This is a genomic window from Algoriphagus sp. Y33 (assembly GCF_014838715.1).
Lineage (GTDB): Bacteria > Bacteroidota > Bacteroidia > Cytophagales > Cyclobacteriaceae > Algoriphagus.
In genome coordinates, this window is sequence record NZ_CP061947.1 from 2,965,395 (window position 1) to 2,981,248 (window position 15,854).

The following is a 15,854-nucleotide window of genomic DNA, read 5'->3' on the forward strand; positions in this document are numbered from 1 at the left end:
TGCCCGGCAACTTGCGTAATAGCCAAATTGAAAAGTGAATTTGGTGTGCAGGTCGCCGATGCCCCAAACTTGTCAGCACATGTTCCTGAATTAACTAATGGGCACTCATCAGCGATCAAAATTTAAGCATGTTCTTGAATCAATGAGTCCATTTAAGAGAATGGTATAACTAAAAAACTATGCATGAAATTCTTCTGTCCATCCCTGAGCTTTTAAGCCCTGAATTCATTATAAACCGTGGAGGACTCATTCTCCTACTGGCAATTATATTTACCGAAAACGGGGTATTCTTAGGCTTCTTCCTACCGGGGGATTCCCTGTTGTTCTTGGCGGGAATGCTCTGCGGTTTACCGGTTTTGAATGTATCCATCTATGCGTTGGTTACCTGTATAGCTTCAGCAGCATTTTTAGGATATATCGTATCCTATTTTGTGGGTTTAAAGTTGGGTAAGTGGTTGCTTTCCCGTCCTGACTCACTATTCTTCAAATCAAAATATCTGAATATGGCTGCATCCTATTTTGAAAAGCGACAGCACGGAGCCATCATCATCGGTCGGTTTATTCCTGTCATCCGGACTTTCCTTCCGCTTTGTCTGGGTTTGATCAAGTCTGATTTTAGGCTCTTCATGATTTACAATCTCCTTGGCGCATTGATCTGGACATCGAGCCTGGTGCTATCGGGATATTTCCTGAAAATCATCTTCCCTGATCTCATTCACTATATTGAATGGATTATCCTGACATTGCTTGCCATTACCTCCATTCCGTTAATCAGACAATTACTTAAACTAAAAAGAGGGGATGCTTCCTGATTAAAGTTGAAACACCATCAATCCCTTTGTGAATTCTTCTTCAATCTGTAAACCACCTTCCTACCTATGTCTATCTGGATAATTTTCATACCCTGCATTTTGTTTTTCCTTTTTCTTGACCTGGCCGTTATCAACAAAAACTCACATGTCATAAAATCGAAAGAAGCTGCGATCTGGACAGGAGTCTGGGTTGCTATTGCCCTTTCCTTCTCCGGGGTTATCTGGTGGTTATTTTCAGGTGATCATATTCAAAATCCAACTGGCCTGCGCCCGGATCAGGCATTGCTGAAATACATCACCGGATATTTGATCGAGTTATCCTTAAGCGTTGATAATATTTTTGTGATAGCTGTGATTTTCAAGTCATTCAAGATTCCGGACAAATACCAGCACCGGGTTCTTTTTTGGGGGATTTTGGGAGCTATCTTTTTCCGCGCCTTGATGATAATTTTTGGCGTAGCCTTAATTAACCAATTTGAATGGATCATTTATTTTTTTGGGGCCTTTCTTCTTTTCACTGCATTTAAAATGTTCAAATCAGATGGGAATGAGTTCAAACCGAAAGAATCTTTTGTGTTTAAAAATCTGAGAAAAATACTTCCGTTTACAGCTAATTTAGATGGGGAGAGATTTTTCATCCACAAACTAGGAATCAGGATGGCTACTCCACTTTTTATGGCCTTGGTCATCATAGAGCTTACAGACATTCTCTTCGCTCTGGACAGCATCCCTGCCATTCTTGCTATTACCGCTGATCCTTTTATCGTTTTCAGCTCAAATATATTTGCCATCATGGGATTGAGATCCATGTACTTTTTGATTTCCAGAATGCTGAACAAATTCCGCTTCATTAATTATAGTCTGGTAGCGATCCTTGCCTTCGTCGGATTAAAGATGATCTTCTCGCACCATATTGAAATTCCGGAATGGCTCTCCCTTACTGTGATAGCGCTTTCCCTGACAGGCGGAATTTTAGCCTCAATATTGATTTCGCCAAAGGAATAAAATGCATTTCAGGAATTTCATAACAGTGCCTAAAGCTCATACCCTGGTTGGTTTTACCTTATTCGGTGTGTGGGTATTGATATAATACTGCCCTCTGCCCAAAAAAGGGGATCTCTACTATCATTTTTTGTCAGGGGAGTCGCTCCAAAATGAGCGTTACAAGGTTCTCTGCTATACGCAGGCAGGGATTTTCACCACTTAACCTCCTACGAGGTACGCCCCCGCTTGCGTATACGGTAGGCTTCAATTCCAATACATCGTCAGGGTTTAGCAGAATAGGTAAAGAAAAGGACTATTTGATTTGAATTTATTTTACAAATGACTGTATATATTCGGAACCTGAAGTCCAGGAAAGCCCTTTATACCGCTTATTCGCCAACTCGTTGTTTTGTGATGTGAACATGGAATACATGTATTGACCTTGTTGGAATTTTGCATACAATTCATTCTCACCCGCCGGATTATCAGCTCTTTGCTTTTTAATGGATGCAGCAAAATCCTCCATGCTTGATAATTGATGAATTTCAAACGCTTGATCACTAGCTTTATTGACTTCAGCCAAAATCATATTTGGGCTAATTTGAAAACTTGCAATCTGCAAATCTCTTGGCGCATCATCGTCCAAAGCCACTTCGGCTGCAAAGCCAGCCGTATCGTCCATCGTAGTAAAATCCAATTTCCAGTCAGCTTTCTCCCCCCAGTAACCAATGCTTCTGTCCTTTAGGTTTAATATCGGAATATTGTATTTGAGTATATCAGCAAAAGCACCATTGAAAACAGAAGATGCTTTGATGGAAGTACTGTCCAAGTAAGCTTTAAATTCTCTCCTTAGGTCAAAATTTCTGTTTTCACCAGGAACTAAATCATTGTAATCTGTACAAAAGTCGGAAGGAATAAATCTTGGAACACCAGCTTGAATGGCAGCATCCACTACTTTTTTTTGCAAGTCTACGATTACATCAGCCAAACCTGCCAGTGCAGAAACTACGGTATTTATCCCTTTGCATGCTTTCGCAATTTCATCGATGTTGTTCATGTCTACCCTGATCACCTTAACATCCATTTTAGTAAGCGCTTCTACTTTTACCGGGTCTGCAGATGGGCGGACAATGGCACTCACTTCTGCCCTCCTTTTAATTAGTTCCCTACAAATTCTAATTCCCAAATTACCTGTAGCACCTGCTACCAATATTGATTTTTTCATGTGTTTATAATTGTTTTCTATTGGCCACATGGAATCTCGCATGGCTTATAATCATCCCGGTGTGCGACGTTCTTCGTCATGCTCGATTTCATATTTCTATTTCTTAACCGGTTTAATTTATAGGAGAAAGTGTATAACAGCATCAATTACCTGTTCAGGTTGCTCCTCGTACATATAATGTCCGCTATCTAATATCCCTATTACACCCAGGTTTTTTGCTATATAATGCAATAGGATGGTAAGAATACCGGTTCTGTGGCCAGCCTGGCAGGCAAATCAACGGTTTACCAGAACCTCCTTCTACATAGTGAAGTTTTATTCCGTTAACAGTAGCGTATTTATTGGCAAACCCAGGCCATTTTTTTATAAGTTCCTCATCAGAATATTGATTCACTGATTTCATCATTTGTAGTTTTTTATTTTTACAAATGTAGAGCGGAACCGGCCTCACAAACCTACCAATTGGTAGGTAATGGATTACTTGATGTTTTTTCGGATTCTACTGAGTGCGTTGGGGGTAATGCCAAGAATGGTAGCCAACTGTTTGACAGGTATCTTTTTAATAAAATCCGAATTTTTGAGCAATTCCAGGTATATTTCTTTTGCTGATAAAGTTTGGTAATTTAGATTTTGATCCACTTGCTTGGCGCACATTTCTTCCCAGATTTTTCTTCCAAACTCTTGCCATACAGGCAATAGCTTATAGAGATGATCCATTTCAGATTTATTGATTACCAGAAGTTCGGTACCCTCTATGGCTTCAATGTTAAAGCGAGTGGGTACTTGGGCATGCAGGCTTGAAATCTCAGTGAAAAAATCATTCTCAAAAAATGCCCAAGAAGTATGTTGCTCATCATACTCTCCATAAAAGAGGCGCAGACCACCGGATTTTACGAAATAATACTGATTAGCCAGTTGTCCTTTTCTCAAAACAAGCGTCCCTTTCTTGATTGTTAATTCTTTGAATTTTGAGAGAACAGTGGTAAGATCCTGTTCACTTATAGATACACGGGCTTTTATAAAATCTAGAAATTCTTTCATGTGATTAAGATTATATCATCAAAATTAAAGCCTGCGCCGCAATACCCAAAGCCACAATTGGTATGCATATGGATTGGACTAGTACCTGTGATTTCAATACTATTATCGCTTTTTTTTCACTAAAAAAAATGCCGTGTCATGAAATTGAACCCGTTAAAAACATACGGGGCTCCGCCGGCTGGCGGTCTTCAATCCGCAAAATGCATTAGAAAAACCAGTAGCGTCTTTCACTTTCCGGTTAGCTTTCCAATAAAAATCTTCCAAAAGTTCTCCCTTTTTTCAAACACAGGTATCTTGTCACCAAGGATGTATGCCAGTGCTCTATAGCTTTCAGATTTTTCCAGTTTGATTTTGACAATTCCCAATATTGGAATAAAGAGCACCATACCAGACACTCCCCAGAGCCAGCCACCAATCAAAATTGCCAATAAGACGACCAAGGCATTAAGCTTGACTTCAGCACCTACTACAATAGGAGTAATGATATTATTTTCTACTAATTGGATTCCCCATAATACTCCCACTGTAATAAGAGGGAGTAAAATTGAATCTGTTGTTAAAAAAACATACACCACTGTGAAGAAAGAACTAAACAACACCCCTATATACGGAATAAGATTCATCACTGCGATAAACAAAGCAAACAGTACGAAATATTTCAAACCAATACTATAAAAAAATATTCCTGCCAAAATAGCAACAATTGCAGTCACCTTTAGAAGTCCGGTCAGGTAGGATTGGATCAAAACGGTAGAATCTTCTGTCCACCCCAATATAAAATCCTGATTTCTTGATGTATTGAGCTTTTTGAGAAATTCTCTGAAAAAATCCTTATAGTACAACAGTAGAAAAATGTATATGGGTATAATTCCGATCAACGCCAAGGTTTTTCCTGTCTGCACAAGAAGGTCATTCAAATTTCCGGGGCTTATCAGTTTACCTAGGCTGTCAAGCGCCTCCTCTACTCTTATCCCTAGTCCGAACTGATCGTTCATATAACCTAACAAATGGCCCAAATTATCCTGAAAGGATGAACGAATTTCAGGTAGATCCTTTAACAGACCGGACATCTGATTACTGAATAGGTATACAATTCCTGAAGCAAGAATAAAAACCAATGCAATGCTTATGAGTATAGCGACTCCACGCGGTATTCGCTTTTCTTCCAACCAACTGGACAGTGGATTTAAGGCAAATGCAAAGAATACCCCCCATAAAAAAGGAACAATCAAAAATGCTCCTTCTCTTAAAATAACTGTACCTAAAACTATACAAATCAGACTATGGGAAATTTGAAGCAAACTTGACTTTTTCATTTTTAATCGGCTTAAAATAAAAGCATATAGACCCTTCATAGTTTAACCGGCGCGCTAAACTTTCAAATCCATTTGACCAAAGGAAAATCACAACGATTTTCAATTTGAACATTTTTTGGAAAAATCCTGAAACCATATTGATAGTTACCCGGCGAAAGCTCTCCAATTTGCCCGCCAAAAACCTGCCTCCCCCCACCTAACCCTTTAGCTGACAATTCAATTAGTCGGATTTTTTCCTCATCCCCCATTGAGTCTAACTTCAACGCAATTAGTTCAACACCTATTTCTTCAGCCTTAAAATCTCCCAAGGTAAGAACCAAGGTCAGTTCTTCTCCTTTACCCAACTCCGTAAGAAGTTCTGGTGTAATGGATAGGACATCTACATCATTCCAATTTCTCCGTACATGTTTCTTCCATACAACTAACGCCTTGGCCATGGCAAATCCCTCTGCACTAAGCCTTGCTCCCCTATCCATCAACTTATCGTAATAATTATGTCTATATTCTTTCATTACTCTCCCCATTAAGTACTGAGGTGCCGCACCTATGGATCTTTTAACCATCCTTATCCAGGCTTCCGGGAGGTCTTGGTCATTTCTATCAAAAAACATCGGGATAATCTCATTTTCCAACATCTTATATATTTTATCCGAATCCAGGTCATTTTGATAATCAGGACTGTCATACTCTTGCTCTGCTTCCAATCCCCAGCCTATCCTATCACTGTAAGCTTCTGCCCACCAGCCATCCAGAACACTGAAATTAAGTGTGCCGTTGAGCATAGCCTTCATACCGCTGGTTCCTGAAGCCTCCATCTTTCTCACAGGAGTGTTAATCCATACATCAACCCCTTGGACTAAAAGTTTTGCCAAATTGATGTCATAGTCCTCCAAAAAGAAAATCTTTTGCTGTAATTCTTTGCAGAGTGTCATCTGGACTACTTTTTTGATGATTTTGATACTTTCATTGTCATATGGATGGGATTTCCCTGCAAAAAAGACCAAAACCGGTTTTTGCTTATCACTCAGCATCGCGGATAAGCGATTGATATCAACCAATAAGAGCTCGGGCCGTTTATAAGACACAAATCTTCTGGCATAGCCTATTACCAATGCATCTTCTCTAAGAAATTCCAGGGTATGCCGTATTTTGCCCGGGCTTTCATGGCGCAAAGCCATTGTATCCGCCAAGCGTTGTTTCACCGCAATCAGCAATTCTTGTTTAAGCTGCAAATTGGTATTCCAAATTTCCATATCGGGTACTTCCTCAATTTTCTGCCAACCGGAGGAATCTTTAAGATAGTTTTCGCCAAAATATTTTCGATGGATTGTTTTCCAACCCGAAGCTGCCCATGTATCATAGTGCACCCCATTTGTAACATATCCGATGGGTATTTCTTCCGCAAAATAGTCCTTCCAAGCCTCTTTGAAGAGGTTACTACTTACTTTTTGATGGATCTTACTGACTGCATTTATTCCCTGTGACATCCTTAATGCAAGCGTAGTCATCGAAAACAGCTCGTCCGGATTGCTTTCGGAAATACGCCCCAGATTCATGAATTTTTCCCAAGAGATATTAAACTGCTTGGCCACATGGGAGAAGTAAGGCCTTAGAAGCTCTTCGCTGTATTTGTCAATTGCGGCTGTAACTGAAGTATGGGTGGTAAAAAGCCCCGTGGAACGGACAACCTCTAAGGCCTCATCAAACGACAGGTTATCACCTAGAATCAGATCTTGAATACGGGAAATCCCTACAAAAGCCGCATGGCCTTCATTACAATGAAATACTTTTGGCTTTATACCAAGTAATTTTAGAGCCTGAACACCTCCCATTCCAAGGATTAATTCTTGCTTTAAACGATTCTCCTGACTCCCTCCATACAGCTGGGCAGTAATCCATTTATCCTCTTCCTTGTTTTGGTCTACGAAAGTATCCAACAAATATAGTTTCACCCTACCGACATTCACTTTCCATATCTGGGCATAAACTGTCCTTCCGGGGAAAGGTAAAACGATCCTCAACGCCTGATTTTCACCATCCAGTACCAACTCTACCGGTAATTCTGAAAAGTTCATTGTGTCAGCTTCCACCAGCTGGTCTCCGTGGACGGTGAGTCGTTGTTTAAAATAGCCGTTTTTGTACAACAAACCCACAGCGACTATAGGTACCAAGTTGTCACTCGCTTCTTTCAGATAATCCCCGGCCAAGATCCCCAATCCCCCCGAGTATAGCTTCAAACTGTTATGAATCCCATATTCCATGCAGAAGTAAGCAACCTGTCCTTCATTGGGCAGGTTGCTTTGCACATAATTATCAAACTGACGGCTTACTTCGTGCAAACTTTCTTTAAACAGTTTATCAGAAGCTAATTTTCGAATGGTTGTGTAGTGCAAAGACTGTAGGAATTTGACAGGGTTTTGGTGGCTTTTGAGCCAAAGGATTGCATCCATTGAACTGAAAAGGGATTGAGCAGATTCATTCCAAGACCACCAAAGATTAGTAGCCAGTTCTTTGAGCGCAGTTAATGAAGGAGGTAACTCAGATTTGATTGTAATTTCTCTCCATATAGGCAGAGATACTATATTCTCAAAAGTCTCCACAGGTAGGGCCTGGGGTTTATCCTTATAGGACTCTTCCCTTAGGAAACTCTTTTCCAGGGCATTTCCATAGGCTTCTACGTAGAATTTCAATTGATTTTCCCATATAAAATTTTGACTGATACGATGTGCAGCCAATCTCGCTGACTGAATTTCGCTATCCGTTTGGCTAAGAAAGAGCTCTATCGTATCCGCTATCCTAATGGCAATCAGATGGTTAACCGCTTCTTTCCTTTCCAATACGAAAAGTCCGTTGGAGTTCTGCTCATTCAAGGCTAAAAACGCTTTGCCGAAACCTGAATTATCGGTCGTTACCGAGGGTATATAGTATGCTAAACTTTCAAGAGGAGTATATCCCCACGGCTCATAGTAAGAAGGGAAAATGGCTAAGTCAAAGCCGGTCAACAACTCATAATATCCCATATTAAAAATCCCATCATTCCCATCCAGATAAGTTGGCACAAATATTACCTTAACCTGTTCATTTTTATCTTGGTTTAGACCCAGCTCAGTTATATGGCGTACAATTGGATCCTTTTGGGCTCCTTGGAGATAATGGGTTAGCAGTTCAGAAGGCAGTGGATTGCCAAAATCGGGCTTCTGAATGCGATCTGCCAGGTCTTTTCTCGGCCCGGTTTGATTTCCGGGAACAAAAATTAAAGCTATTACCGTTTTTCCCGTGGTATTTCGTTTTTGCAATTCCTTCAAGGAATCCAAAAAAACATCAATTCCTTTATTTCTATACTCATATCTTCCACTTTTGATCACCAGCAAACTGTCTGAATCAAAAGACCTGTTAAACAATCCTTCAGCAACTTTTAACACGGTTGCTCTAGCCAACTCTCTTTTTTTTTCCAATTCTGAAAAAGGTGGAACGATGGAGTTGTCAAATCCATTGGGGGTAATGATATCCGGATACTTTCCTAACATTTTGGCGCATTCATTGGCCGTAACCCAACTTACCGTGGTAAAACAGTCTGCGTTTTGGGCAGTGATTTTTTCAAGAGAATGCTTGGATAGTACATCAGCTTCCCTTGCCTGCTGTTCCGGAATATAATTGTCTAAATTCTGATAAACAGCCAGTCCTTTTCCGGCAATTGCCCTGCCTGTGACCGTAGCATGTGTGGTAAAAACAGTCCCTATTTGTGGGACATGTTCATTTAAATGCAAAAGTCCCGTACCTGTCATCCATTCATGAAAATGAGCTACCACATTGTCTGTTGAATTGACATGACTCCTGTAAAAACATTCAATGACTTTTCCTGCTGCAAAACCGAACAAGGCAGGTTCTATATAGTCCCACTGCCCATAGAGCGAGTCCAGTTTATACTTGATCCAAAAATGCTTGAAGACTTCATTCCGTTGAAAAAAGTAAGGCGTAAAATCCACCAATACTGCTATGGGATTCCCATTGATTTTCCACCTTCCAATTTTTGTTTTCAGGCCTTCTTGTTCCATCCGTTGCCTCCATAGCTTGAATAGCATCCTGTCCTCGATAAAGTCGGGATTTGTCCCGGTACCTTTCCAAACATCCGGTCCGATCAGAATATACTTTTCTTGGTATTTCCTCTCCAAAAGGGCCGCTTTCGTGGACAACACCGTATAAATACCGCCTACTTTATTACAAACCTCCCAACTTATTTCGAATAAATAATCAGGTTGTTTGACTAAGGGGTTTTCCATTTTTGTACAGCTATTAAAATTTGGATTTTTGAAAAAGACTCATATTCCGACCAGAAAATACTCCCTTTAGTTTAAGTCGTTGTTTTGTGTTGTAATGAATAAATAAAATTATCAATCCAAAGTTGGCCTATAGATGACTTCCCTTTAATATTAGTATGATCCTTATCATTTAGACATTGCTCAAAAAACAGGTAATGCACCCTTATTCGGTCATATAAAAAAACATCATAGGATTTGGAAAACACTAGCGTCATTCGGTCTTCGGCCGCCTGTCTTCCATCCAGTATAACAAAGAGAATATAGGTACCGGCATCATTGCGGGCAATCATATCTCCTTAAATCTCTATTAACCCCACATAATGCTCAAAGAGAGAAAAATAACGTTTAAAAGCTTTGAAGTTTTGGGCTTTAGTGGTCTCAGTTCCGGAATGGATTATTCTCAGTGCATATGTTTTTGCACGAATATTTGCGCGAAGGCATTTAAAATAAAGATAAATCCGATCATCGTCTGATGAAAAGTTGACATGGAGATGTTCCTTATAGGCAGTATCCAACAGCTGTGACAGATCACGCCGACCCCAGCTTTCCAAATCCATGCTCATAAAGGCGATATCATATAAAACATCTATTTGCCTATACTCGTCGTTAAATTCTATACAATCAAAAATCACAGGAGGGATTTCCAGAAATACATTTTCACAATGCAAATCCCCATGAAGGTCCCTTTTAAATCCCAGTTCGATCCTGCGCTGAAAATACTTTTGGTTTTTCTCCAAAAACACATCGCTGATAGGAACTGCATTCTGTAACGAACGTTTTAATCTATCCACAGTGCACTTTTTATCCAGCTGCTCACCCACGTTCAGAATATCATTGAACAACATTTTGGCATTTTCAAGATCAAATGGACGGGCTATCCTTCCTGCTTTTCTATGGAAAAGGGCAATATGTTTGGCTAATTCGACAACCATAAAATCACTGACTTCACCTGATTCCACCAGGTGATCCATTCTTTTGTGCCCGTCCATTTTCTTCATGACCACAGCAAAGTCTATAGGTTCTGGGCCTATGCCTCCTATTGTCCACTTACCGTCTTTTAGAAATACCGGTTCGGTCCCTAGATAGATATTAGAAAAACGGCTATTTAGTAGGACTTCCTTTTCACAGTAAATTTTCCGTTGAGTTTTATCTGAAAAATCCAAAAATGAAAACTTCACCGGTTTTTTGATTTTGAACGCATATTCTTTGGAAAGAACTATCCAGGAAATATGTGTCTCCAACAACTCTCCCTCCACAGGAATACGCTCAAACGTTCCCTCTCCGCAGAGAAGTTTTATCTCATCAGGTGTCATTCCCTATCTTTAAATAATTAATTGCTTTATGCAGCATCGCCTCAATAGTAGTATCAGTGGAAGTAATGTGAAGAAAAGGATGTAGTACCGGATCAAAATCCCGCATTATTTTTTGGTAGACTTCGTAATCAGCTTCACTGTGCTTTCTGGGGTTTTCCAACCTTCTCTTTACTGTAATTTCATCCGCTTCAACCAATATGGATACTGCTTGAATTTCAAGTTTTGCGGCCATTTGAAAGAATAATTCTCTTAAAATTTCAAGGTGAAATGTCGCATCCACTATGACTGTCTCTCCTTTTTTCAGCAGCTCCTCCGCCTTCTCACACACATACTGATATACCAGTAGCTTCTCCTCATCCGAGTATTTACCCTTTAAATTCATGTCTTTACGGATTCTGTCAGTTTGAAGATGGACGGCTGACAGTTGTTCAGCCAACCTAGCGGAAAAATAACTTTTTCCGGAGCCCGGAACTCCCATTACGATAATCAACATATTCATGAAAAACCAATTTTCATTTCGTCAATTTTATTTTTTTTTCTCTTCATTACAATGATAAAAACATGCTGTACCTAATGATATAAATCATCCATCTATCAGACAATCACAACACAATAATTATCTAATTCATCTATGATAGAAGTCACTCCACCAAGAGAAATAACATACTAATTTCAATACATATTAAAAGATCATCACGCCTTTTAGAATCCGCTCCCTTGAATAATACTAAGTCATAGAGGAAAACTTAAAAGGAGCCTGATCCTATGATGTACTAATAAAAACATAACTAAAATTGAAATCATTATGAAAACAGACCGAGAACTTCAAAAAGATGTAATGGATGAATTAAACTGGGATCCTAAGTTAATGAACATTGCTTCGCAGATCGGTGTGACTGCGGAAAAGGGCATGGTTACGCTTTCCGGTAAAGTTGACTCATACAGCAAAAAAATTGCTGCTGAACAGGCGGCACAGCGGGTTCATGGAGTGAATGTCGTTGCAGTGGATATCGATGTGCAAACATTCCCCAGATTTTCCAAATCCGACATAGAGATCGCTGAGGCAATCAATAATGTTATTCGATGGAATTCAGATATTCAGAATGAAAAGGTCGAAGTCAAAGTTGAAAATGGATGGGTCACACTGACCGGCACAGTTTCATGGCACTTTGAGAGGAGAGCTACAGAAAATTTAGTCAAAAAAATCATTGGAGTAAAAGGGATTATCAATAACATCCACCTAAGTCATGCAGAATTGGAACCAAGAACAATTAAAAATAAAATCATCTCTGCATTTCACAGAAGTGCAACTCTTGATTCTGGTACCATACATGTTGAAATTGACAAAAACAAGGTGATTTTAAGTGGCTCGGTAAGATCATGGGTAGAAAAGAAAGAAGCTGAAAAAGCTGCATGGTCATCTCCAGGCGTCACTGCAGTAGAGAACCAATTAAAAATTGAGTACTCATCTGAATTAGTTTAGAAACAAAGGCGGAGTCCTACCAAGCTCCGCCACTATATTTATTCTCACTTGTGGAATGTGCATAAGAGAATATGTAGCATCTCAAGTTAAAAAGACTATAATTCTTCCAGCTATTTGATACCAAAAGTATAGCTAACTTCCCTTTATTACTCTCATTGGAACATCCTGGCCAATTCCAATTTGGTATTTTGCCCATAAACGGCTTCCAATTCACCATATCCTACTATATGGTATCTTATTCCAGCTTCCACATCACATTTCTTCACAGTATTCTCATCGAAATACAAAAAATCATCCAGTGCATAAACCTTAAACAAATACCTGTGTGCTTCAGGTTTAGAACAGGGACCTAAATAGGAACATTCATTAAAGCCATTAAGTCCCGTTTCCCCTTTTTTTTCATCTTCATTGATCCAATTTTTTACAGGAATATTATACTGTAGCCAAAGCATAGCTCCTATCCCCTCTATGTTCTTATCTTCTAGCATGACCACCAGTGATTTGGCGTTTGGGGGCAAATTTTCAATATCCAATGGGGGATTGACGTTTTTTCCATCACAGGTATATTTGTCAGGGATCTGCCCCCCTCTGGCAAATTTCTCACTAAAGATATTCAATGCAGCTTTTCTCATTGGTAGATGGGTTGATGTATTTATAAAAATAACGTTGGATCCCATCAATGAAAATGACATTCATCATAAGAAATGAAGATTTAACCCGAAATATGCATTAGCAGTTCTACGCCACAGCACAGGTTACTGTAGCCATTAATTGTTTCAAAATCAGCCATTACATTACTGTTTTCGAGTTTACCATATCCGCCGCGGCGGACTCACTCTCCAAACAGGTTGCTTTTCTTGCAATTAATGCCCTTCCGATTAAAATCGGGACAGGCTATGACGAAACCTAATGGCATAAGCCGGGTTTAACGCTATCGCTTGATAAAATAAGGAGGCAAGGAACCATCATCAAGACTATAGCAATCAGGCAACTATCTCCTCTTTAATCACCAAAAGCGGTAAATCCGGATGATAAACCATCTGCTCGGTGTCACTTTTGGAAAAGTACTTCTCCAACAAACTCTTTCGGGATGACAACATCACCAACATGGCTTCGGGGTGTTCTTTTTGATATAATCTCAGACCATCCTGAACATTGGTAGAAAAAAGATTTGTAAGCCCAAAAGTTGTTCCCGGGTACCTTTTTTCAAGAGAACGGATGTGTTTTACCGTAAAGTCATCCAAGTCTTCATCTGAATTGGCACTGAAATGCAAAACTTCATATCCAAGACCCCATTTTTTGGTTAAAGAAAGGACCTTCTTGATATAGCTGGGAGCATCTTCTGCCTTTTCCAAGGTTATAACGATTTTTTCCAAGCTGTTGAAATCCGAATCCACGGGAATACATAAAACAGGGACATTAATTTCCTTTAAAACCTCACTTGCATTTGAACCTACCAATACTTTTTTGAGACCTTTAGCTCCCTTGGTTCCCATAATGACAATATCAATTTCATCAAGGATTACCATGCTTTCAATAGCACTACCCAAATTATCCTGGACAGCCCTATAGCTGCTGTTTATCCCCATACCCGTCAGTTCTTTAACATATTTTTTCATCAAATTCCCGGCACGTCTAGCAATAGATATCCCTGACTCATCTGCCCTGGAAGCAAAGTTGTACATTGGAGGCATCACATGGAGAAATATTATCTTCCCTACAGTCGATTTCGCTACTGCAGTGGCAAATTCCTTTGCATTTTCTGCTTCCTTCCCAAAATCCACCGGCACAAGTATGTTCATAATCCAAGTTATTTAATTCTAGGTATCTCCTCTATCATCAGTGCCTAAATTTACGCTCCCTTAAGAGGCAATAATATGACATGGATCATCAGTCCTTACAATTATTCTCATTTGAATGGTCACTGTACCTGACTAGGTTTAATAAAAATTAATGACAGTTTAAAAGCAGAAAAAAAGGGATACTCAGGGACCAAAAACAATTCACGCCTACTGTTTTACCAAAAAAAAAACCATGTTGGGGAAATTAAACAATGATCAAATAGCGAATGTATTGCAGAGTCAAACTATCGGGCGAATTGCATGTGCGGACGGGGGAAAAGTTTATGTTCTCCCCATTTCTTATGCCTTTGACAATGGCTATGTATATGGCCATTCAATGGAAGGGCTAAAAATCAAAATCATGCGAACTAATCCCAGGGTATGCTTTCAGGTGGATTCCATAGAAAACATGACTAACTGGAGGAGTGTCTTGGCATGGGGGGAATACGAAGAAATGAAACAAAAAGATGAATACGAGTCCGGGATGAGAATACTTAACAACCGTCTAGCTCCATTTATAACCAGTGCAGCAACGCAATCGCATCAGGAAAATGAAAACATTCTGCATAACTATGAGGAAAAAGGCAGAAGAATCCTTGTTTTCAGAATCAAGATATTGGAACAAAGCGGAAGATTTGAAAAAAGTCATCTCTGAATCCAAACCACAATACACACATCTTATCCTCATGTATCTCAACCTCATGACTGACCTATAAGAGTATTTTGGGGGAAATGTTTTTTTAAAACAGAAAATAATCAAGCATTATCATATTAAATCCAATGTTTTGTAACACCATTATTCTCACCTAGACCTGATGTGTACATTTCATTTCCATGTAAATGCTAGAAACATGGGGAGTCAAAATCTATAGCCCACTGTAATGCTAAAATTATCTTCACTCTTGTTTTTACTTTTTCTGGTAGGATGCAGCTCTAAAATAAGAGTTTATGATCAATTCAATCCCGACTATGATTTTGTTGCAAACAAAGAATTCACTTGGTTTCCTGATTCGCTCAAGCTACCTGAGATTGCCTTTTATTACAACCCCTCCATATCCACAAAAATGAAAGAGATCATTGCTTCCCACATGGTCTCCAGAGGATATACCATTGCCTCAAGCTCTAACAGTCTCCTATTTCACCACTATATCATTATTAGCTCACCTCCTCCCTCTCTGCCCTACACCGTTGATGAAGGGCGGGAAAAGATTACCCACAAAGATCCTGCATCAAAAAGATCTGTTACATTCATTCTTTATCTTGTAGACCCGGGCATAGGAGAGGTGGTTTGGAAAGCGTGCACAATGCGTGAGCTTGCATCTGCTACATACATGGACGAAGAGGAAACAGCAGCACGAATCAATGAGCTTATGAATGAGCTCGTATCTGCTATTTTTATGCACTACCCGATTGATCCTATACCTCCGATAAGTAATTAATACCATATTCGGCGTCAAGGTAATACTATCTAAAAAACGTCCGTATTCTATTTCGACTTTGGCAACACAACTCCAAGTACA

At 39.6% G+C, this 15,854-nt stretch carries 13 protein-coding genes; 5 read left to right on the forward strand and 8 right to left on the reverse strand.

What is annotated here, in order from left to right:
• Positions 1-179 precede the first annotated feature (179 nt).
• On the forward strand, positions 180-812 hold the full coding sequence (locus tag ID165_RS11970) for a DedA family protein (RefSeq protein ID WP_192350870.1): 633 nt from the start codon (positions 180-182) through the stop codon (positions 810-812).
• A 66-nt stretch (positions 813-878) separates the two neighbouring features.
• Positions 879-1,817, forward strand: coding sequence for a TerC family protein (locus ID165_RS11975; RefSeq protein ID WP_192350872.1), 939 nt, complete (start codon positions 879-881; stop codon positions 1,815-1,817).
• 307 nt (positions 1,818-2,124) lie between these two features.
• Here ID165_RS11975 and ID165_RS11980 read toward each other — a convergent pair whose 3' ends face one another.
• The 6 genes from ID165_RS11980 to ID165_RS12005 all read right to left on the reverse strand — a co-directional run bounded on the left by ID165_RS11980 (position 2,125) and on the right by ID165_RS12005 (position 11,509).
• Complete coding sequence (locus ID165_RS11980; RefSeq protein ID WP_192350874.1) at positions 2,125-3,021, reverse strand: NmrA family NAD(P)-binding protein; 897 nt, start codon at positions 3,019-3,021, stop codon at positions 2,125-2,127.
• A gap of 477 nt (positions 3,022-3,498) precedes the next feature.
• Positions 3,499-4,062, reverse strand: a complete 564-nt coding sequence (locus ID165_RS11985; protein WP_192350876.1) for a Crp/Fnr family transcriptional regulator — start codon at positions 4,060-4,062, stop codon at positions 3,499-3,501.
• 227 nt (positions 4,063-4,289) lie between these two features.
• Positions 4,290-5,378, reverse strand: a complete 1,089-nt coding sequence (locus ID165_RS11990; protein WP_192350878.1) for an AI-2E family transporter — start codon at positions 5,376-5,378, stop codon at positions 4,290-4,292.
• 62 nt (positions 5,379-5,440) lie between these two features.
• A complete protein-coding gene (gene glgP / locus ID165_RS11995) occupies positions 5,441-9,658 on the reverse strand; it encodes an alpha-glucan family phosphorylase (protein WP_192350880.1) in 4,218 nt (1,405 codons plus the stop codon).
• A 335-nt stretch (positions 9,659-9,993) separates the two neighbouring features.
• Complete coding sequence (locus ID165_RS12000) at positions 9,994-11,010, reverse strand: hypothetical protein (protein WP_192350882.1); 1,017 nt, start codon at positions 11,008-11,010, stop codon at positions 9,994-9,996.
• On the reverse strand, positions 11,000-11,509 hold the full coding sequence (locus ID165_RS12005) for an AAA family ATPase (RefSeq protein WP_192350884.1): 510 nt from the start codon (positions 11,507-11,509) through the stop codon (positions 11,000-11,002). Before ID165_RS12005 ends, ID165_RS12000 begins: the two co-directional genes overlap by 11 nt.
• A 306-nt stretch (positions 11,510-11,815) precedes the next feature.
• On the opposite strand from ID165_RS12005, the gene ID165_RS12010 reads away from it, so the two are divergent.
• Positions 11,816-12,493: a BON domain-containing protein gene (locus tag ID165_RS12010; protein ID WP_192350886.1), complete on the forward strand. Its 678-nt coding sequence runs from the start codon at positions 11,816-11,818 to the stop codon at positions 12,491-12,493.
• Positions 12,494-12,645: 152 nt separating this feature from the next.
• On the opposite strand, the gene ID165_RS12015 is transcribed toward ID165_RS12010, so the two are convergent.
• Positions 12,646-13,125, reverse strand: coding sequence for a YbhB/YbcL family Raf kinase inhibitor-like protein (locus ID165_RS12015; RefSeq protein WP_192350888.1), 480 nt, complete (start codon positions 13,123-13,125; stop codon positions 12,646-12,648).
• A 351-nt stretch (positions 13,126-13,476) separates the two neighbouring features.
• The gene (locus ID165_RS12020) at positions 13,477-14,295 is read right to left on the reverse strand and encodes a universal stress protein (RefSeq protein WP_192350890.1); all 819 of its coding nucleotides are present in this window, start codon (positions 14,293-14,295) and stop codon (positions 13,477-13,479) included.
• A gap of 232 nt (positions 14,296-14,527) precedes the next feature.
• On the opposite strand from ID165_RS12020, the gene ID165_RS12025 reads away from it, so the two are divergent.
• Both ID165_RS12025 and ID165_RS12030 read left to right on the forward strand, forming a co-directional pair.
• Positions 14,528-14,989, forward strand: coding sequence for a pyridoxamine 5'-phosphate oxidase family protein (locus ID165_RS12025; protein ID WP_192350892.1), 462 nt, complete (start codon positions 14,528-14,530; stop codon positions 14,987-14,989).
• A 226-nt stretch (positions 14,990-15,215) separates the two neighbouring features.
• Complete coding sequence (locus tag ID165_RS12030) at positions 15,216-15,773, forward strand: DUF4136 domain-containing protein (RefSeq protein WP_192350894.1); 558 nt, start codon at positions 15,216-15,218, stop codon at positions 15,771-15,773.
• Positions 15,774-15,854 lie beyond the last annotated feature (81 nt).

Bases quoted from the DNA above. Each gene is read 5' to 3' on its own strand.
- ID165_RS11990 (WP_192350878.1), bottom strand. From the start codon at position 5,378: ATGAAAAAGTCAAGTTTGCTTCAAATTTCCCATAGTCTGATTTGTATA.
- ID165_RS12025 (WP_192350892.1), top strand. From the start codon at position 14,528: ATGTTGGGGAAATTAAACAATGATCAAATAGCGAATGTATTGCAGAGT.
- ID165_RS12020 (WP_192350890.1), bottom strand. From the start codon at position 14,295: ATGAACATACTTGTGCCGGTGGATTTTGGGAAGGAAGCAGAAAATGCA.
- glgP (WP_192350880.1), bottom strand. From the start codon at position 9,658: ATGGAAAACCCCTTAGTCAAACAACCTGATTATTTATTCGAAATAAGT.
- ID165_RS12015 (WP_192350888.1), bottom strand. From the start codon at position 13,125: ATGAGAAAAGCTGCATTGAATATCTTTAGTGAGAAATTTGCCAGAGGG.
- ID165_RS12010 (WP_192350886.1), top strand. From the start codon at position 11,816: ATGAAAACAGACCGAGAACTTCAAAAAGATGTAATGGATGAATTAAAC.
- ID165_RS11975 (WP_192350872.1), top strand. From the start codon at position 879: ATGTCTATCTGGATAATTTTCATACCCTGCATTTTGTTTTTCCTTTTT.
- ID165_RS11980 (WP_192350874.1), bottom strand. From the start codon at position 3,021: ATGAAAAAATCAATATTGGTAGCAGGTGCTACAGGTAATTTGGGAATT.
- ID165_RS12030 (WP_192350894.1), top strand. From the start codon at position 15,216: ATGCTAAAATTATCTTCACTCTTGTTTTTACTTTTTCTGGTAGGATGC.
- ID165_RS11970 (WP_192350870.1), top strand. From the start codon at position 180: ATGCATGAAATTCTTCTGTCCATCCCTGAGCTTTTAAGCCCTGAATTC.
- ID165_RS12000 (WP_192350882.1), bottom strand. From the start codon at position 11,010: ATGACACCTGATGAGATAAAACTTCTCTGCGGAGAGGGAACGTTTGAG.
- ID165_RS12005 (WP_192350884.1), bottom strand. From the start codon at position 11,509: ATGAATATGTTGATTATCGTAATGGGAGTTCCGGGCTCCGGAAAAAGT.
- ID165_RS11985 (WP_192350876.1), bottom strand. From the start codon at position 4,062: ATGAAAGAATTTCTAGATTTTATAAAAGCCCGTGTATCTATAAGTGAA.